Source organism: Kitasatospora sp. NPDC101108 (genome assembly GCF_055584725.1).
In genome coordinates this window covers 1-24994 of record NZ_JBVJLM010000003.1, presented here as the reverse complement: position 1 = coordinate 24994, position 24994 = coordinate 1, and the positions used below count along the sequence as shown (strand labels likewise).

The 24994-nt window shown below is 74.0% G+C and carries 22 protein-coding genes; 14 read left to right on the top strand and 8 right to left on the bottom strand.

From position 1 onward, the window contains the following. Nucleotides 1-140: 140 nt before the first annotated feature. From ACZ6Z8_RS08470 to ACZ6Z8_RS08460, 3 genes are all read left to right on the top strand, one after another. Nucleotides 141-524, top strand: coding sequence for a F0F1 ATP synthase subunit epsilon (locus tag ACZ6Z8_RS08470; RefSeq protein WP_030282045.1), 384 nt, complete (start codon nt 141-143; stop codon nt 522-524). 148 nt (nt 525-672) lie between these two features. Beyond that, nucleotides 673-1173 carry a DUF2550 domain-containing protein gene (locus tag ACZ6Z8_RS08465; RefSeq protein WP_363569351.1) on the top strand — a complete coding sequence of 167 codons (501 nt, stop codon included), beginning with the start codon at nt 673-675 and terminating at the stop codon, nt 1171-1173. A 22-nt stretch (nt 1174-1195) separates the two neighbouring features. Then, nucleotides 1196-1768 carry a cob(I)yrinic acid a,c-diamide adenosyltransferase gene (locus ACZ6Z8_RS08460; RefSeq protein WP_402818865.1) on the top strand — a complete coding sequence of 191 codons (573 nt, stop codon included), beginning with the start codon at nt 1196-1198 and terminating at the stop codon, nt 1766-1768. Here the strand turns inward: ACZ6Z8_RS08460 and ACZ6Z8_RS08455 are convergent. Continuing rightward, nucleotides 1765-2379 carry a hypothetical protein gene (locus tag ACZ6Z8_RS08455; RefSeq protein ID WP_465607554.1) on the bottom strand — a complete coding sequence of 205 codons (615 nt, stop codon included), beginning with the start codon at nt 2377-2379 and terminating at the stop codon, nt 1765-1767. The two genes, ACZ6Z8_RS08460 and ACZ6Z8_RS08455, sit on opposite strands and share 4 nt — an antisense overlap. Before the next feature lie 156 nt (nt 2380-2535). Between ACZ6Z8_RS08455 and ACZ6Z8_RS08450 the strand changes: the two genes are divergently transcribed. The 5 genes from ACZ6Z8_RS08450 (at nt 2536) to ACZ6Z8_RS08430 (ending at nt 8774) form a co-directional block, all read left to right on the top strand. Beyond that, a complete protein-coding gene (locus ACZ6Z8_RS08450) occupies nt 2536-3738 on the top strand; it encodes a sensor histidine kinase (RefSeq protein ID WP_465607552.1) in 1203 nt (400 codons plus the stop codon). Then, complete coding sequence (locus ACZ6Z8_RS08445) at nt 3735-4385, top strand: response regulator (RefSeq protein WP_402818873.1); 651 nt, start codon at nt 3735-3737, stop codon at nt 4383-4385. The genes ACZ6Z8_RS08450 and ACZ6Z8_RS08445 overlap by 4 nt, the downstream gene beginning before the upstream one ends. A gap of 178 nt (nt 4386-4563) precedes the next feature. Continuing rightward, nucleotides 4564-5433, top strand: coding sequence for a 3-hydroxyacyl-CoA dehydrogenase family protein (locus tag ACZ6Z8_RS08440; protein ID WP_465607551.1), 870 nt, complete (start codon nt 4564-4566; stop codon nt 5431-5433). Nucleotides 5434-5821: 388 nt separating this feature from the next. After that, nucleotides 5822-6139, top strand: coding sequence for an STAS domain-containing protein (locus ACZ6Z8_RS08435; protein ID WP_465607549.1), 318 nt, complete (start codon nt 5822-5824; stop codon nt 6137-6139). 322 nt (nt 6140-6461) lie between these two features. Then, the gene (locus ACZ6Z8_RS08430; protein ID WP_465607547.1) at nt 6462-8774 is read left to right on the top strand and encodes an ATP-binding protein; all 2313 of its coding nucleotides are present in this window, start codon (nt 6462-6464) and stop codon (nt 8772-8774) included. Nucleotides 8775-8778: 4 nt separating this feature from the next. On the opposite strand, the gene nucS is transcribed toward ACZ6Z8_RS08430, so the two are convergent. Beyond that, nucleotides 8779-9438 carry an endonuclease NucS gene (gene nucS, locus ACZ6Z8_RS08425; RefSeq protein ID WP_359828612.1) on the bottom strand — a complete coding sequence of 220 codons (660 nt, stop codon included), beginning with the start codon at nt 9436-9438 and terminating at the stop codon, nt 8779-8781. A gap of 482 nt (nt 9439-9920) precedes the next feature. Here nucS and ACZ6Z8_RS08420 point away from each other — a divergent pair, with 482 nt between their 5' ends. Then, a complete protein-coding gene (locus ACZ6Z8_RS08420) occupies nt 9921-10313 on the top strand; it encodes an SCO5389 family protein (RefSeq protein WP_465607545.1) in 393 nt (130 codons plus the stop codon). 74 nt (nt 10314-10387) lie between these two features. Here the strand turns inward: ACZ6Z8_RS08420 and ACZ6Z8_RS08415 are convergent, their stop codons facing one another. Next, nucleotides 10388-11698: an LLM class flavin-dependent oxidoreductase gene (locus ACZ6Z8_RS08415; RefSeq protein WP_465607543.1), complete on the bottom strand. Its 1311-nt coding sequence runs from the start codon at nt 11696-11698 to the stop codon at nt 10388-10390. Between the two features lie 248 nt (nt 11699-11946). On the opposite strand from ACZ6Z8_RS08415, the gene ACZ6Z8_RS08410 reads away from it, so the two are divergent. Further along, a complete protein-coding gene (locus ACZ6Z8_RS08410) occupies nt 11947-12270 on the top strand; it encodes an ATP/GTP-binding protein (RefSeq protein WP_465607541.1) in 324 nt (107 codons plus the stop codon). A gap of 91 nt (nt 12271-12361) precedes the next feature. Here ACZ6Z8_RS08410 and ACZ6Z8_RS08405 read toward each other — a convergent pair whose 3' ends face one another. Both ACZ6Z8_RS08405 and ACZ6Z8_RS08400 read right to left on the bottom strand, forming a co-directional pair. After that, nucleotides 12362-13129, bottom strand: coding sequence for an ABC transporter permease (locus ACZ6Z8_RS08405; protein ID WP_465607539.1), 768 nt, complete (start codon nt 13127-13129; stop codon nt 12362-12364). A 1-nt stretch (nt 13130) separates the two neighbouring features. Next, nucleotides 13131-14144 (bottom strand): ABC transporter ATP-binding protein, encoded by a 1014-nt coding sequence (locus ACZ6Z8_RS08400; RefSeq protein WP_465607537.1) that lies wholly within the window; start codon nt 14142-14144, stop codon nt 13131-13133. Between the two features lie 160 nt (nt 14145-14304). Between ACZ6Z8_RS08400 and ACZ6Z8_RS08395 the strand changes: the two genes are divergently transcribed. Both ACZ6Z8_RS08395 and ACZ6Z8_RS08390 read left to right on the top strand, forming a co-directional pair. Next, on the top strand, nt 14305-15102 hold the full coding sequence (locus tag ACZ6Z8_RS08395; RefSeq protein ID WP_465607535.1) for an alpha/beta fold hydrolase: 798 nt from the start codon (nt 14305-14307) through the stop codon (nt 15100-15102). After that, entirely contained in the window at nt 15099-15410 is a 312-nt protein-coding gene (locus ACZ6Z8_RS08390) for a hypothetical protein (RefSeq protein WP_402818902.1), read from the top strand. Before ACZ6Z8_RS08395 ends, ACZ6Z8_RS08390 begins: the two co-directional genes overlap by 4 nt. Nucleotides 15411-15512: 102 nt before the next feature. Here ACZ6Z8_RS08390 and ACZ6Z8_RS08385 read toward each other — a convergent pair whose 3' ends face one another. From ACZ6Z8_RS08385 to mce, 3 genes are all read right to left on the bottom strand, one after another. Continuing rightward, a complete protein-coding gene (locus tag ACZ6Z8_RS08385) occupies nt 15513-16442 on the bottom strand; it encodes a coiled-coil domain-containing protein (RefSeq protein ID WP_313765567.1) in 930 nt (309 codons plus the stop codon). Nucleotides 16443-16559: 117 nt separating this feature from the next. Then, entirely contained in the window at nt 16560-21419 is a 4860-nt protein-coding gene (locus ACZ6Z8_RS08380; protein ID WP_465607532.1) for a hypothetical protein, read from the bottom strand. Nucleotides 21420-21895: 476 nt separating this feature from the next. Further along, nucleotides 21896-22339, bottom strand: coding sequence for a methylmalonyl-CoA epimerase (mce, locus tag ACZ6Z8_RS08375; protein ID WP_402819152.1), 444 nt, complete (start codon nt 22337-22339; stop codon nt 21896-21898). 286 nt (nt 22340-22625) lie between these two features. Between mce and ACZ6Z8_RS08370 the strand changes: the two genes are divergently transcribed. Continuing rightward, nucleotides 22626-23819, top strand: a complete 1194-nt coding sequence (locus ACZ6Z8_RS08370; protein ID WP_465607530.1) for an acetyl-CoA C-acetyltransferase — start codon at nt 22626-22628, stop codon at nt 23817-23819. A 96-nt stretch (nt 23820-23915) separates the two neighbouring features. After that, entirely contained in the window at nt 23916-24872 is a 957-nt protein-coding gene (gene meaB, locus ACZ6Z8_RS08365; RefSeq protein WP_033350307.1) for a methylmalonyl Co-A mutase-associated GTPase MeaB, read from the top strand. The last annotated feature ends 122 nt before the right edge of the window (nt 24873-24994 follow it).

Sequence of the window (24994 nt, the reverse complement as noted above, 5' to 3'; positions counted from 1 at the left end):
GCCTGGGGACCACCCCTCACGTCGCATCGGCTGTGATTCCGGTCAAATCCGTGCCGCCGGTTTCATGCCGGAGGCGCGGGGCCGTTATTCTTACCGAAACTCCCGAGTAATCGGGGGTTGCATGAGCCTAGGAGCCCACGTTGGCTGAGCTGCACGTCGAGCTGGTCGCAGCCGACCGCAAGGTGTGGTCCGGTGCGGCCACCATCGTCGTCGCCCGTACGGCCTCCGGTGACACCGGCATCATGCCGGGCCACACCCCGGTGCTGAGCGTGCTGGAGACCGGTCCGGTCACCATCCGCACGGTGGACGGCGGGACCGTCATCGCCGCGGTGCACGGCGGCTTCATCTCCTTCGCCGACAACAAGCTGTCTCTGCTCGCGGAGATCGCCGAGCTGGCGGACGAGATCGACGTCGCGCGTGCCGAGCGCGCCCTGGAGCAGGCCAAGTCCGACCTGGACGCGCACGCCGAGCGTCGCGCCGAGGTCCGACTGTTCGCGGCGCGCGGCCTCAAGGCCCACGCCTGAGTGTGCCGGACCCCGGCTTCGCGGGGTCGACCGACGGTCCCGGGGACGCGCGAGCGTGACCCCGGGACTGTCGTCGTAGTTGGTAGGTCAGCGCGGTCGTCCGGGACGGCCGCAACGGGGAACGCGGGTAGCGAGGAGGTAGGTGAGCATGGTCCTCGCGCTTGTGGTGTGTGCGGTGGTCGTGGCGCTGGGAGTGATCGGCCTGATGGCCTTCGCGGTACGCCGCCGCCTGATCCAGCGGGTCGGCGGCACGTTCGACTGCAGCTACCGGCTCAAAATGCCCGCCGACGCCTCCACGCAGCCCGACCTCGACGAGAACGGCAAACCCACCTCAGCCCCGGTCCCCCCGACCGACGGCAAGGGGTGGGTTTTTGGTATCGGCCGCTACAGCGGCGACTCGATCGAGTGGTTCCGGGTCTTCTCGTACGCCCCGCGCCCGCGCAAGGTGCTGCCCCGCCGGGAGATCGAGGTGCTCGGCCGGCGCTACCCGGAGGGCCAGGAGGAGCTGGCGCTGCTCTCCGGCTCGGTGGTGCTGCGCTGCCTGCACAACGGGGCGCCGCTGGAGCTGGCGATGAGCGAGGACGCGCTCACCGGCTTCCTGGCCTGGCTGGAGGCGGCCCCGCCCGGGCAGAGGGTTAACGTCGCCTAACCTTGCGGGCTAGGGTGGCGGCATGGTCAATCTGACGCGCATCTACACCCGCACCGGGGACGACGGCACCACCGCGCTCGGCGACATGAGCCGGACCACCAAGACCGACCCGCGGCTGATCGCCTACGCCGACGCCAACGAGGCGAACGCGGCGATCGGGGTGGCCCTCGCGGTCGGGGCACTGCCGGAGGACATCGCGGCCGTCCTCGTCCGGGTCCAGAACGACCTGTTCGACGTCGGCGCCGACCTCTCCACCCCCGTGGTCGAGGACCCGAAGTACCCGCCGCTGCGGGTGCTGCAGTCCTACATCGACCGGCTGGAGGGGGACTGCGACCACTACCTGGAGCAGGTGGAGAAGCTGCGCAGCTTCATCCTGCCCGGCGGCACGCCCGGCGCGGCCCACCTGCACCTGGCCTGCACGGTGGTGCGGCGGGCCGAGCGCTCCACCTGGGCGGCGATCGCCGAGCACGGTGACACCGTCAACCCGCTGACCGCGAAGTACCTCAACCGGCTGTCCGACCTGCTGTTCATCCTGGCCCGGGTGGCCAACAAGGAGCGCGGCGACGTGCTCTGGGTGCCGGGGGAGAACCGCTAGGCCGGGTCGGAACCGGCCCCGACCTTCTCGGCCGGTTCCCCGGGCTCGACCACCCGGCCCTGCTCGACCCGCACGCCGGCCGGCGGCTCCTTGGGCCAGAGCGAGTAGCAGCCGGCCACGATCGGGTTGACGACGGCCAGGATGCCGAGCCTGATGTACCACTCCTTGAAGGTGCCGACATGGGCGGCTCCGTCCGAGAGCGGGACGAGCAGGGTGATCAGGGCCAGGGTGATCACGGCCGAGACGACGGTGCGGGTGGCGATCCGCCACTCGTGGCGGGTCCGCTCCGGGCCGTACTTCGGCGCGGGCAGCGGCTTGGGACCGCCGGCGAAGCGGTACAGGAAGTGCCGGTCGGCCCAGGCCACCAGCGAGGGGCCGTAGCCGACCGAGAAGCCCGCGTAGCTCGCGGCCAGGGCGTGCATCCAGTTCGCCTCGGCGCCGCCGCGCAGGTTGAGCACGGTCAGCGCGTACAGCACGAGGTCCACCACCGGCAGGCCGACCAGCAGCGCGGTGCTGGTGCGGCGCCACCGCAGCAGGTAGCGGGTGGAGAGCGCGAGGCCGAGCACGATCCACCAGGAGATCTCGGCCGCGACGATGAGGGTGACGATCACGTTCTGCTCCCGGTCGTTCGGCGGTGCTTCCAGCCTCGTGCGCGGGCGCGCCGGTGTCGTCGTCGCGCGGTGCCGTCCGGGCCTGCACCTTTCGATGTAGCGGACTCCTCCGTGGTCCGGAGCCGGGCGGGCCGCCGGGGATGGTGAGATGGGGTCGTGCTCGTACCGTCCCTCCCCCCGCGCCGGCTGGACCGGCTGATCGCCCTGTGCGGGCTGCTGGGCGGGGCGGTGCTGATCGCCTTCAGGGTGTACGAGAGCGCCGAGCGGGTGCCGCGCTGGGCGGTGCTGCTGCCGCTGCTGGTGATGGCCGGGCTGGAACTGGTCCGGCGCACCCGGCCGGTGCTCGCGGTGTCGCTGGGCGGGCTGGCCTTCGCGGGGAGCCTGGTCGCCGGGAGCCTGCTGGCGACGACGATCATGTACACCGATCTGCTGTACGCGGCGGTCCTGTACGGCACCGCCCGGATGTCGCGGGTGCTGCACCTGACCGGCGGGGCGACCGTTCTGGTGCTCTCCAGCCTGGTCTGGTACGCGGTCGGGACGTCCGAGGGGCTGCTGATCGTGGTGCTCAGCTCACTGGTGTTCCTGGCACCGGTGTGGACCGGCGACCTGGTGCGCAAGCACCGGCAGGAGGCGGAGACCGAGCGGCTGCGGGCCGAACAGACCGCGCTGCTCTCGGAGATGGACCGGCGCGAGGCGGTCGGCGCCGAACGGGCCCGGATGGCACGGGAGTTGCACGACGTAGTGGCCAACCACCTGTCGGCGATCGCGATCCACGCCACCGGGGCGCAGTCGGTCGCCCGGCGGCGGCAGCTGGCGGCGGACGATCCGCTGGTCGAGGTGCTGGCGGTGATCCGGGAGAACAGCGTCCAGGGATTGGCCGAAATGCGTCGCATGATCGGGCTGCTCCGCGACAGCGGCGGGGGAGAGGCCGACGAGTCGTACGCGGCGCCCGACCTGGCCGCGGTGGACGCCCTGTTGGCCAAGGCCCGGGCGGCCGGGCAGGACGTCGGGCTGGAGTTCGAGCTGACCGAGCTGGGTGAACGCGGCGCCGTCCCGGTGCCGGTCGGGCTGGCCGCGTACCGGATCGTGCAGGAGTCGCTGACCAACGCGCTCAAGCACGCCGGGCCCGGACTGGTCGCGGTGCGGCTGGAGTTCGGCCTCCAGGAGCTGCGGATCGGCGTCGACAGCCCGTACCGGGGCGAGCCGGGCCGCGAACTGCCCGGCGCCCGGGCCGGACTGGTGGGCATGTCGGAGCGGGCCGGGCTGCTCGGCGGCAGCTTCGAGGCGGGGCCGCGGGACGGGTGCTGGAGCGTGCGCGCGGTGCTGCCGCGCGGCGGAGAGAGCGGGGGACGGGCATGACGATCCGGGTGCTGGTGGCCGAGGACCAGGCCGCGGTACGGGCGGCGCTGGTGATGATCCTGCGCGCCGAGCCGGAGTTCGAGGTGGTCGGGCAGGCCGCGGACGGGGAGGAGGCCGTCCGGCTGGCACTGGAGCTGCGGCCCGACGTGGTGCTGATGGACGTGCAGATGCCCCGGCTGGACGGCGTCTCGGCGACCCGGCAGGTGGTCGCCGCCGGGGCCTCCCAGGTGCTCGTGCTGACCACCTTCGACCTGGACGAGTACGTCTACGGCGCGCTGCGGGCCGGCGCGGCCGGGTTCCTGCTCAAGGACCTGGAGGCGGACACCCTGGTCGAGGGCATCCGGACGGTGGCGCGCGGGGACGGCATGCTGGCGCCCTCGGTGACCAGGCGGCTGATCGGCGCCTTCGCCCGCCCGGAGCGGCCGGTCGGTCCGGAGGCCCGGGCGGCGGTCGCCGGGCTGACCGGGCGTGAGCGGGAGGTGCTGGCCTGCGTCGGGGCCGGGATGTCCAACGGGGAGATCGCGGCCCGGCTGGAGATGGCGGAGGCGACCACCAAGACCCATGTCAGCCGGATCCTGGCGAAGCTTCGGCTGCGCAGCCGGGTGCAGGCGGCGATCCTGGCCCAGGACCTCGGTCTGACCATCTGACGAGCATCTTGATCAGCTGACCACGTCGGTTGCAGATCACACTCCCGATTGCTATTGCCCGGCGGATCCGGGCACTAAAGTCCGGCGCAGAGCAATGCGGCTCCTTGGCGGCGATCCCTGCCCTGAGCCGCCTTCAGGCCCCGCCCGCAGGGCGGCGACGGCATCGGGAGACCCAGCCATGAGCAATGCGTCCAGCAAGCAGATCGCCGTGATCGGTGCCGGCCTGATGGGTGCCGGCATCGCCCAGGTGTCCGCGCAGGCCGGCCACCCGGTGGTGCTGCGGGACGTGACCGAGGAGGCGCTGCAGCGCGGCCTCGCGGGCATCCGCGCCTCGTACGAGAAGTTCGTCTCCAAGGGCAAGCTGAGCGCCGAGGACGCCGAGGCCGCGCTGGGCCGGATCACCACCACCACCGACCTGGGCGCCGTCTCCGAGGCCGACATCGTGGTCGAGGCGGTGTTCGAGAACCTGGAGGTCAAGGAGGGCGTCTTCCGCGAGCTGGACAAGCTCGCCAAGGACGGCGCCGTGCTGGCCTCCAACACCTCCGCCATCCCGATCACCCGGATCGCCGCCGTCACCCAGCGGCCCGAGTCGGTCGTCGGCGTCCACTTCTTCTCGCCGGTCCCGATGATGAAGCTGGTCGAGCTGGTCCGCGGCTACAAGACCGGCGACGAGGCGATGGCCGCCGCCCGCGCCTACGCCGAGGGCGTCGGCAAGGAGGTCGTGGTGGTCAACCGCGACGTGGCCGGCTTCATCACCACCCGGCTGATCACCGCCCTGGTCGTCGAGGCCGCCCGGCTGTACGAGTCGGGCGTGGCCACCGCCGAGGACATCGACACCGCCTGCCGCCTCGGCTTCGGCCACGCGATGGGACCGCTGCAGACCGCCGACCTCACCGGCGTGGACATCCTGCTGCACGCCGCCCGCAACATCTACACCGAGACCCAGGACGAGAAGTTCGCCGCCCCGGAGATCATGGCCCGGATGGTCACCGCTGGCGACCTCGGCCGCAAGAGCGGCCGCGGCTTCTACCCGTACGAGTCCAAGTGACCCGGAGGGGCTGAACGACCTGGTGGGCCGTGCGATCGGGGCATCGTGCGGCCCGCTGTGCCGGGGCGGGTGAGTTTCCTCACGCCGGGTGCCGCAGACGGGTGATTTGGGCGGTAATCGAGCGTAGGTGTGGAGAGTTCCTGCGTATATTCCCTCGGACGAGTGAAGTTGCTTCAGAGCAGAGCGGAAACCAGCAACCTGCGGCGCTGCTCCACCGTCAGATGAGGGAACCCGGCACAGCGACCGGGACCGGCCGCGGGCCGAGCCGTCACAGGCGTTCCGCCCGGGCCGCCCACCCCGATCCACCCGATCCGGGGGCCACCCCGCCTCCCGGCGCGGCCGGGGCCGGACCCGCCCCGACCAGGCCAGCCAGGCGAAGGAGGAGAGCATGCGCATCACCGGCGACCACAGGGCGCTGGCCATCGAAGGCCGCCTCGACGTGCGCACCGCCGCCGACGCGCGGGCCCTGCTGCACCAGGCCGTGGACGGCGGCCTCGGCGACCTCGTGCTCGACCTCGCCCGACTGGAGTTCTGGGACGCCACCGGACTCGGCGTGATCATGGGCACCCACCGGCGGGCCGGCCGGATCGGCCGCCGGCTCGTGCTGCGCTCCGTTCCCGCGCAGCTCCAGCGGCTGCTGGTGGCCACCAAGCTGCACCGCATCCTGGCCGTCGACGGCGGCATCGCCGAGGCGCACGTCAGCTAGGACGTCCGGAACATCCGGAACCTCCGGAACCTCCGGAACATCGGGGACATCGGGACCTCCGGAACATCGGGAACATCCGGAACAGACAGGACGTCCAGGCCCTCGGGGCCGGGCGCCCGTCAGGCCCCCCGCCTGCGGTGATTCCCCCGCCACCCGCCCCGCACCCGGACCGCGCTGCACGGGCGGCCCCGGATGTGCAAGAGTCTGCCCGTCAGATGACGGCCGCCCGGGGCCGGCTGCCCACAGCCCGCCCGCGGCCGCGACCCAGACGTGTGCCGGCCGGCGCGGGGCGCCGGCGGCCGACCTCGATGCGGAGCAGAACGTGGCACAGCCATCCGGGGAGTTCCGGCAGGAGGCCGCCCGCACCCGCGGCGGCGAACTGGTCTCCGGCGGCCTGCTGGTCGGCGTCGGCGCCCCGGACGGCTCCGAGGCCCGGCCCTGCCCGGAGGAGTGGCGGCCCCGCCCGCGCCGGATCGAACGCAGCGAGCCCGCCCGCGGCCCGGTCGGCGGCGTCGGCCGCGCCGTCGGCCCGCTCGCCCTCGGCGCCGGGCCCACCGACCTGCCGCTGCTCGACCGCGAGGCCGACATCGCCGAACTGCTCGGCCTGCTCGCCGAAGGCCGCTCGATACGCCTGGTCGGCCAGGCCGGCTCGGGCCGCAGCACCCTGCTGTCGGCCGTCGCCGAGGCCGCCGCCGACCTCGCCCCCGGCGGCGTCGTCCAGCTCTGCGGACACCGCCGCACCGCCGCCGACCTGCTCCAGGACCTCTTCGCGGCCACCCACCACGCCCCCGGCTTCCGGCCCGACCCGGGCCAACTGGCCGCCCACCTCGCCGGGGTCGGCGCGGTCGTCGTGATCGACGAGGCCGAGCCGACCGGCGCCGAGCTGGAGGAACTGCTCGCCGCCGCCCCGGGCTGCGCCTTCCTGATCTCGGTCTCCCCCGACAGTCCGCCGCTTCCGGCCGACTCCCGGCTGCGGGACCACCTCGTCCCCGGGCTGTCCCGGGCCGCCTGCCTCGCCCTCACCGCCCGGCTGGCCGGGCGGCCCCTGGACGTCGCCGAGAAGGCCTGGGCGGTCGACCTCTGGTTCGAGTCCGAGGGCCTGCCGCTGCGCTTCGTCCAGGCCGCCGCGCTGCTGCGCCAGCGGGACGTCTCCGTGGACGCGCTGGTCGCCGCCGAGGAGGACCGGCGGGACGTCTTCGGCGCGGTCGACGAGCCCGTCCGGGACCCCGACCCGGCGATCCGGGAGGACGCGCTGCGGCGCACCGTGCCGCTGCCCTCCGTCGCCGAGACGGCCTCGCCCGCGGTCCGGCTCGCCGAGGGGCTCAGCGAGCCCGCGCAGGCCGTGCTGCGGCTGGCCGTCGCACTCGGCGGGGAGTGCCCCACCGCGCCGCACCTGCCCGCGCTGATCGACGTCGGCCAGGGCGAGAGCGCGCTGGCCGAACTCGCCGACGCCGGGCTCGCGGTGTCCATCGGCGGCCACCACCGGCTCACCGCCGGCGCGCTCGAACTGCTCGCCCCGCACTGGCCCGCGCGCGGCTGCGTCGACGGCGCCGCCCAGCACTTCGCCTGGTGGGTCGGGCACAGCTCGGTGTCGCTGGAGCAGATCGCCGCCGAGGCCGAGGTGCTGGTCGGGGTGCTGCTCGCGGACCGGACCGCCGGGCGGCACGAGGCGGTGGTCCGGCTGGCCCGGGCGGCGGCGCCCGCACTGGCGCTGTCGCTGCGCTGGGGAGCCTGGGAGCGGGTGCTGCAGCTCGGCCTGGAAGCGGCCCGGCGGACCGGCTCGACGGTCGACCAGGCCTGGTTCCACCACGAGGCCGGCGTGCACGCGATCTGCCTCCAGCAGCCCTCCCGGGCGCTCGCCGAACTGGAGACGGCGCTCACCCTGCGGGTCACCGCCGGGGAACAGCGCGGGGTCGCCGCGGCGCGCCGGATGCTCGACCTGCTGCGCGCCGACGGCCGACAGCTGCCGGCCGCCGCACCCGCCGCGGTGCCGGGCCGCGGGCCGGTGATCCGCAAGATCGCGGCCCGGGTGCCGGCCAAGCTGAAGGCCCGTACCGGGAAGCGGCGCCGGGTGGTGGTGGCCTCGGCGGTCGTGCTCACCTTCGGGATGCTCGGGACCGCGGTGGCGATGAGCCTCACCGGGCCCGACGAGCACAAGACGAACGACCCGCACGCGCGGCTGGACGAGGTCGGCGACACCGGCAACGCGCCGATGCCTCAGCCGTCCGCCGACCACAGCCAGGGCGCGGCCGGGACCGCCGGTACCGAACCGGGGAGCCCGGCGGGGACGGAGACCGTCCCGGCGCCCTCGGCGAGCGGCAGCGCGTCGCACCCGCCGAGCGCCTCGCCGTCGAAGCGGCCGAGCTCCTCGCCGGGGGCCACCGAGTCGCGGGCGCCGCAGCAGTCCCAGTCGCCGGTCCCGGGCCAGCCGCAACCGCCGGAGCAGCCGCCGGGGCAGAAGCCCGGCGGGTCGGGCGGGGGCGGCAACGGCGGGGGAGGCACTCAGCCGGGTGGCGGCGGGGGCGGCACTTCGCCGTCGCCGAGCGCGTCCGCGACTGCCCCCAAGCCGAGCCCGACGCCGACCGTGCCGGCCACTCCGACCGCCCCGACCAGCCCGTCGCCGAGCCCGGCCTGACCGGTCAGAACAGCTTGAGCTTGTCGTCGTCGATGCCGCGCAGCTCGTCGTAGTCCAGCACCACGCAGCCGATGCCCCGGTCGGTGGCCAGGACGCGGGCCTGGGGCTTGATCTCCTGCGCGGCGAAGACGCCCTTGACCGGGGCCAACAGCGGGTCCCGGTTGAGGAGTTCGAGGTAGCGGGTGAGCTGTTCGACGCCGTCGATCTCGCCGCGCCGCTTGATCTCGACGGCGACCGTGGCCCCGTCGGCGTCGCGGCAGAGGATGTCGACCGGGCCGATCGCGGTCGGGTACTCGCGGCGGATCAGCGACCAGCCGGCACCGAGCACCTCCATCCGGTCCGCGAGCAGCTCCTGGAGGTGCGCCTCGACGCCGTCCTTGATCAGGCCCGGGTCCACCCCGAGTTCGTGGGAGGAGTCGTGCAGCACCTCCTCCAGTGTGATGATGAGCTTCTCGCCGGCCTTGTTCTCCACCGTCCAGACCCCGTCGGCCTCCTTGAGGGCGCACGGCGGGGACATCCAGTTGAGCGGCTTGTAGGCGCGGTCGTCGGCGTGGATGCTGACGCTGCCGTCGGCCTTGACCAGGATCAGCCTGGTGGCGGAGGGCAGATGGGCGGAGAGCCGACCGGCATAGTCGACTGAGCAGCGGGCAATTACGAGACGCACGGTCGACCACGCTAGCCCACCGGGGCCAGTTGATGCGATTCCGAGACGACCGGGTGAAGAAAGCGCGAACCCCGCGAACATGGAGGTTCGGCGGGCCCGCCGCCGCCGCTCCCCGCGCTCTGGCGTACGCCCCCCAAGGCCGCTACGGTGTGTGACGGTACGGATGCGGGGTCGCTGTCAACGGGGACGGAGACTTCAGATGAACGATCCGACGGGATCAGGCCAACCTGGTGCACCAAGGCGTATTTCCGGAGCAATCCCTGAGAATGACCGGCCAGCTCCTCCGTTGACTGCCACGCTGTTCTGACGCGGTCGGTGTTCAGGACGTCACGTCCCGTGGCGCCGCCGCCTTCGCAAAGGTGCCGGAAACCCCCGTCCCATGGTGTTCCGGACATCACCTGCGATTTCGCCCACCCCACTGTGAGCTTGGACTACGCATGACCACCCGGGCGCCGCGCGGGTGGACCGCGAGAGGAGAATCCATGTCGCTCGACGTCTCACCGGCCCTGCTGGAGAAGGCCGAGCGGGGCGAGGTCGACGAGCGGGAATTCGTCGACTGCGTCCGCGTCTCGCTGCCGTACGCCTGGGACCTGATCAGCTCGTTGGTCGCCCAGGCGAAGGTCGACGGCACCGACTTCGCCGACAACCAGGTGCCGCCGCCCAGCGAGCAGGCCCGCGGCCAGCTGCTGCGCGCCCTCGCCAGCGATGCCATCCGGGGCGCCCTGCAGCGCCACTTCGGCGTCCGGCTGGCGTTCCAGAACTGTCACCGGGTGGCGGTGTTCCTGCCCTCGGAGGCCAACGGGGCGCGGTACGACCGCTTCACCTCCGTCCGGGAGCAGCTGCTCAACCAGTCCGAGGAGCTGCGGGACTGCTGACCCGGCCGGTGCCGGCCGCCCCGCTTCCCGCCGGTGCGGGGGAGGGGCGGCGGCCCGGCGCCGGGGCGGTCGTGTCAACTCAGTTGCGGCAGCACCTCGGAGCCCAGCCGGGCGATGTTGTGCAGGGTCGCCTCACGGTCGCCGCTGCCCTCCGCGAGCAGGGCGAACCGCCGGATGCCGGTGCGCTCGGCGGTGGCCAGCAGTCGGTCGGCGCACTGCTTCGGGGTGCCCACCGCGTGCAGGTCGCAAAGGAGTTCGGTGTACTGGTGCGGGTCGCGCATCTTGCGCTCGCGGCCGTCCACGGTGCGGTGGGCGCCCAGCCCGTACTCGAACCAGCCGGGCATCGCGTTCAGCAGGGTGGCCCGGGCGGCCGCAGTGCGGTCGTCCACCTGGGCCACCCCGGCCGCGACGTGCTGGCGGGTCACCCGGCGCAGCTGCTCCTCGCCGCGCCCCGCGGCCAGCCAGGCGGTGCGGTAGAGCTCCAGCATCCGCAGCTTGTCGTCGTCGCCGGAGTGCATCCCGAGCAGCATCGGCAGCCCACGCTCGGCGGCCAGCTTCACCCCGCCCGGGGAGGTGCAGGCGACCACCACCGGCGGGCCGGCCACCGGCCTTCCGGCAGTGGTGAGTTGCTCGCCCAGGCCCTCGGTGTCCTGGCGCTGGCGCGGGAAGCGCACCGGGCCGGACGGGTCGTCCAGGCCGAGCCAGCTGCCCAGGCCCGGGCGGCGCAGCGCCTCGGTGGCCTGCGGCACCACCGCCACCTCGGGGAAGCTGAACTGGGGGCCGTCCGCGCCCACCCGGGAGCCGCGCAGCCAGCGCAGCAGCAGGTCCAGCCGCTCCGGGAAGCCGTTCTCGTAGGCGTCCACGCCGCTGCCGAACACGTCCAGGTCGATCCACGGCCCGCCGCGGCCCACCCCGAGCGTGAAGCGCCCGCCGGAGGTGAGGTGCAGCAGCGCGGCCTGTTCGCCGAGCGCCACCGGGTGGCTGGTGGAGAGCACGCTGACGGCCGTGCCGATGCCGATCCGGCGGGTGCGGCCGAGCAGCAGCGCGGCGAGGGTCGCGGCGTTCGGGCAGACCCCGTACGGGACGAAGTGGTGCTCGGCCAGCCAGACGCTGTCCAGGCCCGCGCGTTCGGCCTCGACGGTGGCCCGGACGGTGCGCTCCAGCACCTCGCCGTGGCTCTGGCCGGGGAACTGGGCGGACAGCAGGAACGCGCCGACCCGTACCGGGGCGGTGTCCGGCGGCAGTGCGCCGGCGCGCTGGGCGGCGGTCAGCGGCTCGCCCGCGACGGCGGTCACCGGTGGGACGGAGGTCAGCGTCGGGGCGGGGGCGGGTGGCCGTACGCCGACGGGGCGGCGGGTCTCGGCGCGCGGGCTGGTCTTGGTCATCCTGGGCCTCCTCGGGTGCACGCAGGGTCTGCGGGCCCCGCCTGTCCCCTCGTGGGTATCCGATGTCATGTGCCAATGGCACGCTGAACCCCGGATTTCCCCGATGATCGGGTGGATCTCGGCAAAAACGCCGGACGACCGGCCGAAGCCGTGATAGAGGCCCGGGCGGGGGCGGGAGACCGGACAGGCCCGAGGGGCAGGCCCTAGGCTGGAACGACTTCGAGCCCCCGGAAGAGAGGCAGTCCGCCGTGCCCCGCCGCAACCGGATCAAGAGCGCCGCCCCCCGCGAGAGCGCCGAGCCGGCCGCCGCCCCGCTCGGGGGATCGCTGCGCCGTACCGAGAACTACCAGGGCGACGACTGGGTGGTGCAGACGGTCGCGGGCACTTCGGGGCGCTTCTACCGCTGCCCGGGCTGCGACCAGGAGATTCCGCCCGGGGTGGGCCACGTGGTGGCCTGGCCGATGCACGGCGGCGGGGTGGACGACCGGCGGCACTGGCACCGGGCGTGCTGGGGAGCGCGGGAGCGCCGGGCCTCCAACATCCTGCGAGGCCGCGGCGCTCCGCGGTACTGACTTGCTGCTGACTTGCTGCTGACTCGCTGCTCCTCGGGCTCCGAACTGCTCGGGCTTCGAACTGCTCGAACTCCGAACTGCTCGAACTCCCTCAGGCGTCGCGGCTCTTGAACACCAGCGTGCCGCCGACCAGGGCCGCCGCGGTCCAGGCCAGGCAGATGGTGAAGCCCGCCCACGGCCCGTACGGCTGGCCGTTCTGCTCGTACACCAGCAGCACCCGCGAGCCGGCGTAGTCGGGGAAGTAGTGGGCCAGGGTCTTGACCTTCGGCACCGCCGAGAGGATCGGCGAGAGCAGGAAGAAGAACGGCACCAGCACGCCCAGCGCGAGCGTCTGGTTGTGCAGCATGGCGGTGACGCCGGCCGAGAACAGGCAGATCATCGTCAGGTACAGCGCCGCTCCGAGCACCGCGCGCAGCACGTTCGGCTCGCCCAGGCTGGTGGAGTGCGAGCCCAGCAGTGCCTGGCCGACGAAGAAGGTGACGAAGGCCGTCACCAGCGAGACCGCGAAGGCGAGCGCGCCGAGCACCATCGCCTTGCCGGCCAGCAGGGTGCCGCGCTGGGGGACGGCGGCCAGGGTGACCCGGATCATGCCGCTGCTGTACTCGTTGCCGATCGCCAGCACGCCGAAGACGATGATGGCCAGTTCGCCGAGCATGATGCCGGAGAAGGCCGTGCCGGTGGCGTCGAACGGGCTCTGGTCGTGCCGCCGGAACTCGGTGAAGTTGTTGTTGGTGAGCAGGGACAGCAGCGCGCCGATGCCCACGGTGACCACGAAGGCCAGCGCGAGGGTCCAGACCGTCGAGCGGACGCTGCGGATCTTCGTCCACTCGGAGCGCAGGATCGCCGGGAAGGACGTCATCTCAGTTCTCCTCCTGCCGCACCGCCGCGGTCGGCCGGTTGCCGTCCGCCTTCCAGCCCGCCCCCCAGCCGCCGGTCGTGCCGGGCGCGCCGGTCGCGTCCCGGTCCGGGCCGTGGCCCGCGTGGTATTCCACCGAGTCCGCCGTCATCTGCATGAACGCCTCCTCCAACGAGGCCTGCTGCGGGCTGAGTTCGTGCAGTACCACGCCGTGGGAGGCGGCCAGCTCGCCGAGGTCCGCGAGGTCGCCGTCGACCACCTCGTAGGAGCCGTCCGGCCCCGGTTCGTGCCGCAGGCCGGCCCCGGCCAGGACGTCGAGCAGGCGCTCGGGCTGGGGGCTGCGCAGCCGTACGGCGGAGCGGGAGTTGCGCCGGATGAACTCCGGCATCGGCAGGTCGGCGAGCAGCCGGCCCTTGCCGATGACCACCAGGTGGTCGGCGGTGACGGCCATCTCGCTCATCAGGTGGGAGGAGACGAAGACCGTCCGGCCCTCGCCGGCGAGGCGCTTCATCAGGTTGCGGATCCAGAGGATGCCCTCCGGGTCCAGACCGTTGACCGGCTCGTCGAACATGACGATCTCCGGGTCGCCGAGCAGCGCCGAGGCGATGCCCAGGCGCTGGCCCATGCCGAGCGAGAAGCCGCGGGCCCGCTTGCGGGCGACCGGGGTCAGGCCGACCAGGGCGAGCACCTCGTCCACCCGGCGCACGGGGATCCGGTTGCTCTGGGCGAGCCAGAGCAGGTGGTCGCGGGCGGTGCGGCCGGGGTGGACGGCCTTGGCCTCCAGCAGGGCGCCGATCTTCTTGAGCGGCTCGCTGAGCTGTCCGTAGCGTCTGCCGTCGATGGTGACGCTGCCGCCGGTCGGGCGGTCCAGGTCGAGGATCATGCGCATGGTGGTGGACTTGCCCGCGCCGTTGGGGCCGAGGAAGCCGGTGACCACCCCCGGGGGGACGGTGAAGCTGAGCCGGTCCACCGCGAGCGTCTTGCCATAACGTTTTGTCAGGTCGTGCAACTCGATCATTGGTGCTCCCTTACTCTCTGTCAGGCTAGGACAAAGCGGATAGGGCGGCCCGCTGAGTGGGCCTGCCGGGCCCACCCGAATACGGTGGGCGCATGAGCGAGCGAATCATCGAGAGGTGCGCGTTGGGTCATGCCCCTGCCGAGCGAAGCGAGGTGGGCGCATGAGTCAGCTCCCCTCCACAGTGTCCGTCCGCGAGAGCGGAACCGGAACACCACTCGTGCTCCTGCACGCCTTTCCGTTGAACGCCTCGATGTGGTCCGCCCAGCTGGACGCACTGCCCGGACTGACCGGGGACGAGGCCCGGGTGCTCGCCCCCGACCAGCGGGGCTTCGGAGGCACCGAGCTGGGCACCGACGAGCCCTCGCTGGACCTGGTCGCCGACGACCTGGCGCTGCTCCTGGACGCGGCCGGGATCGACCGCGCGGTGGTCGGCGGGCTCTCGATGGGCGGCTACGTGGCACTCGCCTTCGCCCGCCGCCACCCGGACCGGCTGTCCGGCCTGCTGCTGTCCAACACCCGTGCCACCGCGGACACCGACGCCGTCCGGGCCAACCGGGAGCGGATCGCCGCCGCCGTCACCGCCCGCGGCAGCGTGCAGCTGCTGCTGGACGAGCAGGTCGCGGCCGGGCAGCTCGGGCCCGACTCCCAGCACCTGGTGGAGCGGGTGCAGGCGATGGTGGCCGCCGCCCCGCCGGCCGCCGTCGCCTGGGCCCAGCGGGCCATGGCGGCCCGTCCGGACTCCCTGGACGTGCTGGCCGGACTCCGGGTGCCGCTCGCGGTGGTCGCGGGCGCCCTGGACGCCCTGGCGCCGCTGGAGGAGGCCGAGAGGATGGCCCGGGCCGCCCCGGACGCCGAGCTGACCGTCGTCCCCGGCGTGGGCCACCTCAGCGCCCTGGAGTCCCCGGGGGCGTTCGACGCCGCCGCCCGTCGGCTGCTCTCCCGGGTGGCCGCCGGATGAGCCCCGACCCGGCGGGCTGGGACTTCTCGGCCCTGGAGGTGACCGGCCGGATGCCGGTGACGAACCGTGGCGAGGGGCTGGTGGAGCTGACCCTGGAACCGCTCGGCGAGGACTACTGGATGCGCCCCGGGGAGACCTTCATCGTCACCTCGTACGGCGACTACGGGTCCGGGCACCCGTTCGAGGTGCAGTACTGGCCCGACTCGGTGTCGGTCTGGTGCACCTCCTGGTTCGGCACCGTCTCGGACGACGAGGGCAACCAGCTCAGCAGCGGGCACCAGCGGCCCGACGGGGCCTATCCCCGCTGAGGCGCGCCCCGGAAGACTGCCCGAGGTGGTGACGGGGAGACGGCCGACAGGCCCTCACCCGGGAGGGTGAGGGCCTGTCGCGGGCCCGCGTCGGCGGCTGCGTCAGCGCGACTGCTGGGCGGGCACGCCCATGGTGTCGTCGTTCGGCAGCGAGGCGGCCGCGACGGCCGCGCCGGTCAGCGTCGCCAGCATCTCGCGGACGTTGGTCAGCTGGGCGTTGATGCTGTCGCGACGGTTGGTCAGCGCCGCCAGCTCGCGCTCGGACTCGCTGCGGATGCGGTCCGCCTTGGCGTTGGCGTCCGCCACGATGTCCTCGGACTGGCGCTGGGCCGTCTCGACGGTCTGGCGGGCCCGGCGCTCGGCGTCGGTGCGCAGCTTCTCCGCCTCCAGGCGCAGCTGCTCGGCCCGGTGCTCGATCTCGGCGAGGCGCTTCTCGGCCTTGGCCTGACGGGCGGCCAGGTCGCGCTCCGACTGCTCCCGGCGCTTGGCCAGGTTGGTCTCGAACTCCAGCGCGGCCTGGGCGGCCTTGGTGCGGGTCTCCTCGAAGAGGGCGTCCGCCTCCTCACGCTTGTTCTGGGCGTCCTTGTTGGCCTCGGCGCGCAGCTGGGCGGCGTCGCTCTTCGCCTTGTCGACGATCCGCAGGCCCTCGTCCTCGGCCTTGGCCTTGCGGTCCTTGGCGTAGTTCTCGGCCTCGGTGCGGACCTGCTGGGCGGCGGCCTCGGCGAGCTCGCGGTGCTGCTCGGAGGCGCGGTGCGCCTCGTCGCGCAGGTCCTTGGCCTCCTCCTCGGCCAGTCGCAGGATCTTCTCGACCCGGGCGCCGAGACCGGCGTAGGAGGGCTCCTGCTCGGCGACCGCCGCCTGGGCGGTCTGGGTCTCCAGGTGGAGCTCCTCGATGCGCTTCTCCAGCGCGCTGATCCGGGTCAAGGCACTGTCACGGTCGGCCACCAGCTTGGTGATCCGCTCGTCGACCTGGGCGCGCTCGTACCCACGGCGCACCAGGTCGAAGCCGTGAGGGGAGTGACTGTCGCTCATGGGACTCTGGGCTTCCTGTCGTCAAACCGCTGAGGTGGTTGAGGGAATCCTGACACGGTACCGGAGTGTCGACGGCGAAATGCCGTTCTCTCACGGACAATGACCGCCAATGTCCGCTCAATCGGGTGGTGCGTTCTTGGAGCGATTGCCACCCGACCGGGGAGAGCCAACTCCGGCACTGGCCTTGGCACCCCCGTCCTTCTTGGTGTTGCTTCCCCCGTTGGCCTGGGCGACCGGTGACGGTGCCTCGAACGCCTCCAGCGCCGACAGCACGTCCTGGACCCTGGAGATCTCGGTGTTGATGTCCTTGCGGCGGCGCACCAGCTCGTCCAGCTCCCGCCGGCCCTCGTCGGTGACCCGCTCGGCTTCGGCCTTCGCCTCGGCGATCAGCCGCTCGGCCTCCGCCTTCGCCAGCTCGATCTGCTCCTCCGCGGTGCGGTCCGCCTCGTGCAGGCGCCTCTCCGCCTCGGTCGCCGCGCTGTCGAGCCGCTCCTCGGCCTCGGCCTCGGCCGACGCCAGCTTGGCCTCGGCCTTCTCGATCAGCGCCTCGGCGCGGTCGGTGGAGTTGGCGAGCTTGGTCTCCGCCTCCTTGAGCAGGCCCTCGGCCTTGCGGACGGCGGACAGCCGGACCTTGCTGGCCTCCGCGGAGGCCTCCGAGGTGAGCTCGGAGGCCCGCTCCTCGGCGGCGGCGACCAGGGCGGCGGCCCGGTCCTCGGCCTCGGCGACGGTGGCGACCGCCTGCTCCTCGGCCTCCGTCAGCTGCTCCTGAGCGGCCGTCACCAGCGCGTCCACCCGCTCGCCGGCCGACTTCATCGCCGCCGCGTTCTCCTTGCGGGCCCGCTCGTGCAGCGCCTCCACCTCGGCGTCGGTGCGCTCGCGCAGCTCCTCGGCGCGCTCGCGGATCGCGGTGGCGTCCCGGCGGGCCTCGGCGAGCAGGGCGTCCGCGTCGGAACGGCCCTTCTCGACGGCGGCCTGACCGGCGGCCTCGCCGGCCGCGACCAGCCGGTCGGCCTCCTTGCGGGCGGCGGCGACCATCGCGTCCGCCTGCTCCTCGGCGGCGGCGGTGGTGGCCAGCGCGGTGGTCTGGGCGTCCTCGCCGAGCGCCTCGGCGTCCGCGAAGGCCTTCTCCAGGACGGCCTTGGCCCGGTCCCGGGTGGCCTTGTCGAACTGCTCGGCGGCCTCCCGGGTCTCCGCGTCGTAGGCGTCGGCGCGGGAGCGGGTGGCGGCGTCGTACTCGTCGGCCAGGGTGCGGGTGGCGAGGGCGTACTCCTCGGCCTCGGCGCGCAGCCCGGCGGCCAGCTCCTCGGCGTCGGCGACGGTCCGGGCGCCCTGGGCCTCGGCGTCGGCCACCGTACGGGCGGCCTGGGCCTCGGCCTCCGCGCGCAGCTGCTCGACCGCCTCCCGGGCGGCGCGCAGCTCGGCCTCGGCCTCGGCGCGCAGCTGCTCGTCGTAGGCCTGGGCCTCGGCGCGCTGACGGCCGAGCTCGGCCTCGGCGGCCTCCCGCTCGGCGGTGAGCTCCAGCTCGGTCTGCTCGCGCAGGGCGGCGGTCTCGGCCTCGGTCCGGGCCCGCAGGTCGGCGCTGTACCGGTCGGCGGCCTCGCGCTGCTCGGCGCTGTACCGCTCGGCCGCCTCGCGCTGTTCGGCGGTCTCCCGGTCGGCCAGGTCGCGCACCTCGGCGGAGTACCGGTCCGCGGCCTCGCGCTGCTCGGTCGTCTCGCGGTCGGCGAGGGCGCGGGTCTCGGCGGCGTCCTGCTCGGCCCGCTCGCGGGTGTCCGCGGCCTCCTGCTCGGCGGTGGCGCGCAGCGCGGCGATCTGCTCGGCGGCGGCCTCGTGCAGGCCGGCCACCGACTGGCGGACCTCGGCGGCCTCCTCCTCGGCGGCGGCGACCAGCTCGGCGCCCTCGGCCCTGGCCGCGGCGACCACGTCCTCGCCGTCGGCCCGCGCCTGCTCCAGGACGGCGGCGGCCTCGGCGCGGATGCCGTCGGCGGTGGCACGGGCCTCGGACAGCTCCCGGCCGGCCTCGGCCCGTACGGTCTCGGCCTGCTCGTTGGCCAGCGTCAGCTCGGCGGCGGCCTTCTCGCGGGTCGCCTTGGCGTCCTGGGCGGCCTCCGCCCGGCGCTGCTCGGCGGCGGCCGCGGCCTGCTCCAGCAGCTCGTCGGCCTCGGTGCGACGTTCGACGGCGTACTGCTCGACCTCGGCGCGCACCTCGGTGGCGTACTGCTCGACCTCGGCCCGCAGCTCGACGGCGTGCTGTTCGGCCTCGGTGCGGACGCGGTCGGCGTAGGTCTCGGCGTGCTCGCGCTGCTGGGTGGTCTCCTGCTGGGCGAGGGCACGCAGTTCGGCGGCGGCCTGTTCGGCCTCGGCGCGCTGCTCGGCCGCGTACCGGTCGGCGCTCTCGCGCTGCTCGGCGGCGTACCGGTCCGTCGCCTCGCGCAGCTCGGTCGTCTCGGCGGCCGTGCGCTCGGTGAGCTCGACGGCGTGCTGTTCGGCCTCGGTGCGGACGCGGTCGGCGTAGGCCTCGGCGTGCTCGCGCAGCTGGGTGGTCTCCTGCTGGGCGAGGACGCGCAGTTCGGCGGCGGCCTGCTCGGCCTCGGCGCGCTGCTCGGCCGCGTACCGGTCGGCGGCGGCGCGGACCTCGGCACTCTCCTCGGCGGTGCGCTCGACCAGCTCGGCGGCGGCCCGCTCGGCCTGCTCGCGGGCGGTCCGGGCACCGGCCAGCTGCTCGGCGGTCTCCTCGCGCTCGCGCCGCAGCCCGGCGGCGGCCTCCTCGCGCTCGCGCCGGCTCTCCTCGCGCAGCGCGTTCGCGGCGGCCTCGGCCTCGGCCCGGGTACGGGCGGCCTCGGTGTCGGCCTCGGTGCGCACCCGCTCGGCGTCGGCGACCGCCGCCTCCCGGACGGCCTTCGCCTCGGCCTGGGCCTCGGCGGTCAGGGCCTGCGCGGCGGCGCTCGCCTCGGACCGCACCCGCTGGTCGAACTCGGCGGCGGCGCGCCGGAGTTCGGAGGTCTCGCGCTCCGCGGCGGTCCGGTTCTCGGCGGCCGCGGCCCGGGCGGCGGCCAGGGCGTCCTGGCCCTGCTGCTCGGCCGCGGCGGTGATCTTCTCGGCCTCGGCCCGGGCCCGGGCGAGGGTCTGCTCGGCCCGGCCCTGGGTTTCGGCGGCCTGCTCCTGGGCCTGCTCGCGCAGCCGCTCGATCTCGCCGGCCGCGCCCGCGCGCAGCTCGTCCGCGTCGGACTTGGCCTTGGTGAGCAGCTCCTCGGCGTTCTTCGCCGACTCCTCGATCTGCAGGACGGCCTGGCGGCGGGCCTCGCTGCGGGACCGGTCGGCCTCGGCGGCGGCCTGGGCGCGCAGCTCCTCGGCCTCGGCCCGCAGCCGGGCCGCCTCGTCCTGCATCTGCTCGATCCGCTCGCGGATCGCGGCAGCGTCGTCCAGGGCGGCGTTCTGGGCCTGCTCGACGGCGGCCTGGGCCTGCTCGCGCAGCCGCTGGGCCTCGGCCCGCGCCTCGGCGCGGATCCGCTCGGCCTCCGCGGCGGCCTCGCCGCGCGCCGTCTCGGCGTCCCGGTTGGCCCGGCCGAGCACCTCCTCGGCGGTCTTGGCGGCCTTGGCGAGGTGGACGGTGGCGTCCTTGGCGCCGGCCGCCCGGCCCTCCTCCTCGGCCTCGCCGCGCAGGCGCTGGGCGTCGGCCTCGGCCTGTGCCCGCAGCTCGGCCACGTCCCGCTCGGCCTGGGTGCGAAGCTCGGCGATCGCGGCCTCGGCCTCGGCCTTCAGCTGGGCGGCGACCGACTCGGCGGTGGCCCGCAGCCGCTCGCCCTCCTCGGCGGCGGCGGCCTTGGCGGCGTCCGCCTCGGCCTGCCGGGTGGCGGCCTCGGCCCGGAGCGCCTCGGCCTCGGCGCGGATCGCCTCGGACTCCTTGGTGGCCTGGGCGACCAGTCGGGCGATCTCGGCGCGGGCGGTCTGCGAGCGCTGCTCGGTGGCGGCCTCGCCGTCGGCGACCTTGCGCTCGGCGGCGGCCTCGGCGTCGGCCTGGAGCTGCTCGGCGGCCTGCTCGGCCTGGGCCCGCAGTTCGGCGGCCTCCTGGCGGGTGCGCTCGGCCTCGGCGATCGCCTCGGCGCGCAGCCGCTCTATCTCGGCCTTCGCGGCATCGAGCTGCTGCTCGGCGCGGGTCTGCTCGGCAAGGGCCTGCTCCTTGAGCCGGCCGATCTCGGCCTGCGCGGCGGCCAGCTGCTGCTCGGCGGCGGCGTGGGCGGCGGCCAGCTCCTGCTGGGCCTGGCCGCGGGCGGCGTCCACGTCGGCGGCGGCCTGGGCACCGGCCTGCTGGGCGTGCTCGGAGGCGGCGCGCAGCAGGCGCTCGGCGTCGCTCTGGGCCTTCTGCAGGGCGGCCTCGGCGGCGGCCTGGGCCTCGCCGCGGGCGGCGTCCACGTCGGCGGCGGTCTGGGCGCGGGCGTGGTCGGAGAGGGCGGCCGCCTCGGCGCGCGCCGCGGCGACCATCCGCTCGGCCTCGGCGCGGGCCTCCTGCAGCAGGCGCTGGGCCTCCTGCTCGGAGCCGGTCCGGGTCTGTTCGGCCCAGCCGTTGACGTGCTGCTCGGCGGAGCGGCGCAGCTCGGCGAGCTCCTCCTCCAGCTGGCGGCGGCGGGCGGTGAGCTCGGCCTCCAGCCGGGCGGTGCGCTCGGCGGCCTCGGCCATGATCCGCTGGGTGGCGGCCTGGGAGTCGCGCAGCTGGCGCTCGGCGTCCGCGCGCATCTGCTGGGCCTGCATCTCGGCGGTGCGGAGCATCTGCTCCGCCTGGCCGGAGACGGCGTCGAAGGCGCGCGGCTGGGCGAGCATGCGCCGGGACTCGTGCAGCTTGGCCCGGAGCACCTCCACCTGGTAGGCGAGGTCCTCGGCATGCTCGACTGCCTTGTCCCGCTCCTTCCGAGTCCGACCCATCTCGGCCTCGAACTGGGAGAGGTGATCGTCAACCTCGTAGCGGTCGTTGCCCCGCACTCCGCGGTCCCATCCATCTCCTGGTCGCGTCCTCGACCCGGCCGGCCCGGGGCGCCCCTGTCCGGGGTGCCGGTCCGACTGGTCCTTGCATCCGCGGCCACCGGACGTCCCCAAGCCGGGGGCTTCCGCCGCGGTCGTCGGAGTCCTGGCCGCGGGACGCGGGGGTGCCGCGTTCCCCCGTCCGGGTGGACTCCTGGGCGAACTCTTGCCTGTGGAGAATGGTGACAGATCCGTCTTGCGACTGTTCAGCCGTGCCCGCGTACTGGACTCCCCTGCGACGGGCCGACCACCGGAGGGCGGACAGGCCTGTCATCGGCCGTGCCCGTCGCCTCCGTCCCCCGGATTCGTCGCGCACCTGGGCATTGTAGTGGGCGCGCACTGCGGGGGAATGGCCGCGTAGGGGTTTTCCGGCTGTCGGACCAGGTTACTGACGGGTCGCTAGGGTCGGGGCCCGGTCCCGGGTGGTTCCGGCGGCGTCAGTGCCCTTCGTGCTCGGTGGGCCGGGCGGACGTGACCAGCTCGGTCAGCACCCCGCCGCAGTCCTTGGGGTGCAGGAAGGTGATCCGCGAGCCCATCGAGCCGATCCGCGGCTCGTCGTAGAGGACCCGGACGCCCTTGCCGCGGATGGCCTCGGAGTCGCCGTCCACGTCGGCGGTGCCGAAGGCGATGTGGTGCACGCCCTCGCCGTTCTTCTCCAGCCACTTGGCGACGGTGGAGTCCGGCCGGGTCGGCTCCAGCAGCTGGAGGTACGAGGCGCCGCCGTCGTCCGTCCCGTTGATCCGGAGCATCGCCTCGCGGACGCCCTGCTCCTCGTTGACCTCGCTGTGGAACACCTCGAAGCCGTAGGTGGCGCGGTAGAACTCGACCGTCTTGTCGAGGTCTCGGCAGGCGATGCCGATGTGGTCGATACGGGTCAGCACGGCGGCCTCCAGGGCGTGGACGGGAAGTGGCACCCAGTGCAGCGTATGGGCCTCGGCCCGCGCCAGTGCCGGACGTGCGAGCCTGCTCACACGCGGATCGCCCGCGGAACGTGCGCGGGCCGCGGGCGGACTTCCATCCGGACGTTCACCCGGACCGCGTTGACACGGTGTTGACTGGATGGTGCCAGTGCGCTCGATCACACCGTCGCTCCGGTGACGGGCGGAAAACGGGTCAGTACCCTGAGCGCATCCTCACCTGGCCACGACGTGCGAAGGGGCCCGTCCCATGACCAACACCACCTCTGTGATCGTTGCCGGTGCGCGGACCCCGATGGGTCGCCTGCTCGGCTCCCTCAAGGGCTTCTCCGGTGCCGACCTCGGCGGCTTCGCGATCAAGGGCGCGCTGGAGCGGGCCGGGATCACGGGGGAGCAGGTCCAGTACGTGATCATGGGCCAGGTGCTGCAGGCCGGCGCCGGCCAGATCCCGGCCCGCCAGGCCGCCGTCAAGGCCGGCATCCCGATGAACGTCCCGGCGCTGACCATCAACAAGGTCTGTCTCTCCGGCCTGGACGCCATCGCGCTGGCCGACCAGCTGATCCGGGCCGGCGAGTTCGACATCGTGGTGGCCGGCGGCCAGGAGTCGATGACCAACGCGCCGCACCTGCTGCCGAAGTCCCGCGAGGGCTACAAGTACGGCGCGGTCGAGGTGCTCGACGCCATGGCGTACGACGGCCTGACCGACGCCTACGAGAACATCCCGATGGGCGAGTCCACCGAGAAGCACAACACCCGCCTGGGCATCCCGCGCGAGGTCCAGGACGAGATCGCCGCCGCCTCCCACCAGCGGGCCGCCAAGGCGCAGGCCGACGGCGTCTTCGACGCCGAGATCGTCCCGGTCGCCATCCCGCAGCGCAAGGGCGAGCCGGTGCTGTTCACCCAGGACGAGGGCATCCGCGCCGACACCACCGTCGAGGGCCTCGCCAAGCTGCGCCCGGCCTTCACCAAGGACGGCACGATCACCGCCGGCACCTCCTCGCAGATCTCCGACGGTGCCGCCGCCGTGGTCGTGATGAGCAAGGCCAAGGCCGAGGAGCTGGGCCTCACCTGGATCGCCGAGATCGGCGCGCACGGCAACGTGGCCGGCCCGGACAACTCGCTCCAGTCGCAGCCGTCCAACGCGATCAAGCACGCGCTGGGCAAGGAGGGGCTGGAGGTCTCCGACCTCGACCTGATCGAGATCAACGAGGCCTTCGCGGCCGTCGCCCACCAGTCGATGAAGGACCTGGGCGTCTCCTCCGACATCGTCAACGTCAACGGCGGCGCGATCGCGCTCGGCCACCCGATCGGCATGTCCGGCGCCCGCGTGGTGCTCACCCTCGCGCTGGAGCTGCAGCGCCGCGGCGGCGGGGTCGGCGCGGCCGCCCTGTGCGGCGGCGGCGGCCAGGGCGACGCGCTGATCGTGCGCGTGCCGAAGGCCTGATCGACGCTCTGACCTCGGGGCTGCGGACCGCCACAAGTGGTCCGCAGCCCTTTGGGCCTTTCAGGCCCCTTTCGGCATCTGCGCAAGGAGACCCTGATGATCGATGTCGCCACGCTGGTCGAGCAGGCCCGGGAGGGCCGGCCGCGGGCGGTCGCCCGGCTGATCACGCTCGTCGAGAACGCCGCTCCGCAGCTGCGGGAGGCGATGGCCGCGCTCGCGCCGTACACCGGGCAGGCCTACACGGTGGGCCTGACCGGCTCGCCCGGGGTCGGCAAGTCCACCTCCACCTCGGCGCTGGTCTCCGCCTACCGGCGGCTCGGCAAGCGGGTCGGGGTGCTCGCCGTCGACCCGTCCTCGCCGTTCTCCGGCGGGGCGCTGCTGGGCGACCGGGTCCGGATGCAGGACCACGCGACCGACCCCGAGGTGTTCATCCGCTCGATGGCCACCCGCGGGCACCTCGGCGGGCTGTCCTGGGCGGCCCCCCAGGCGCTGCGGGTGCTGGACGCGGCCGGGTGCGAGGTGATCCTGGTCGAGACGGTGGGCGTGGGCCAGTCCGAGGTCGAGGTCGCCGCCCAGGCCGACACCGCGGTGGTGCTGCTGGCCCCCGGGATGGGCGACGGCATCCAGGCCGCGAAGGCGGGCATCCTGGAGATCGGCGACGTCTTCGTGGTCAACAAGGCCGACCGGGACGGCGCCGACGCCACCGCCAGGGAGCTCAACCACATGCTGGGCCTCGGCGAGGCCCGCGAGGCGGGGGACTGGCGCCCGCCGATCGTCAAGACCGTCGCGGCACGCGGCGAGGGCGTGGACGAGGTGGTGGAGGCGCTGGAGAAGCACCGCGCCTGGCTGGAGGAGCACGGCGAACTGGCCGCGCGCCGGCGCCGCCGGGCGGCCCAGGAGATCGAGGCCATCGCCCTGGCCGAACTGCGCGCCCGGATCGGGGACCTCTCCGGCGACCGCCTGCTGGCCGGCCTCGCCGAACGCGTGGCCACCGGCACCCTCGACCCCTACGGCGCCGCCGACGAACTCGTCGCCGGCCTGACCACCGGCTGAGCACGGCGGCTCGCGCAGGAAGTCGGCCCGGCGACTCTGCTGGCGAAGTCGGTTGGGGTGGTTGTGGGACAGTAAGTGCCCGCTGGTTTGGGTGGGTTGGCTGTCTGTGGGGGTTGGTTGTG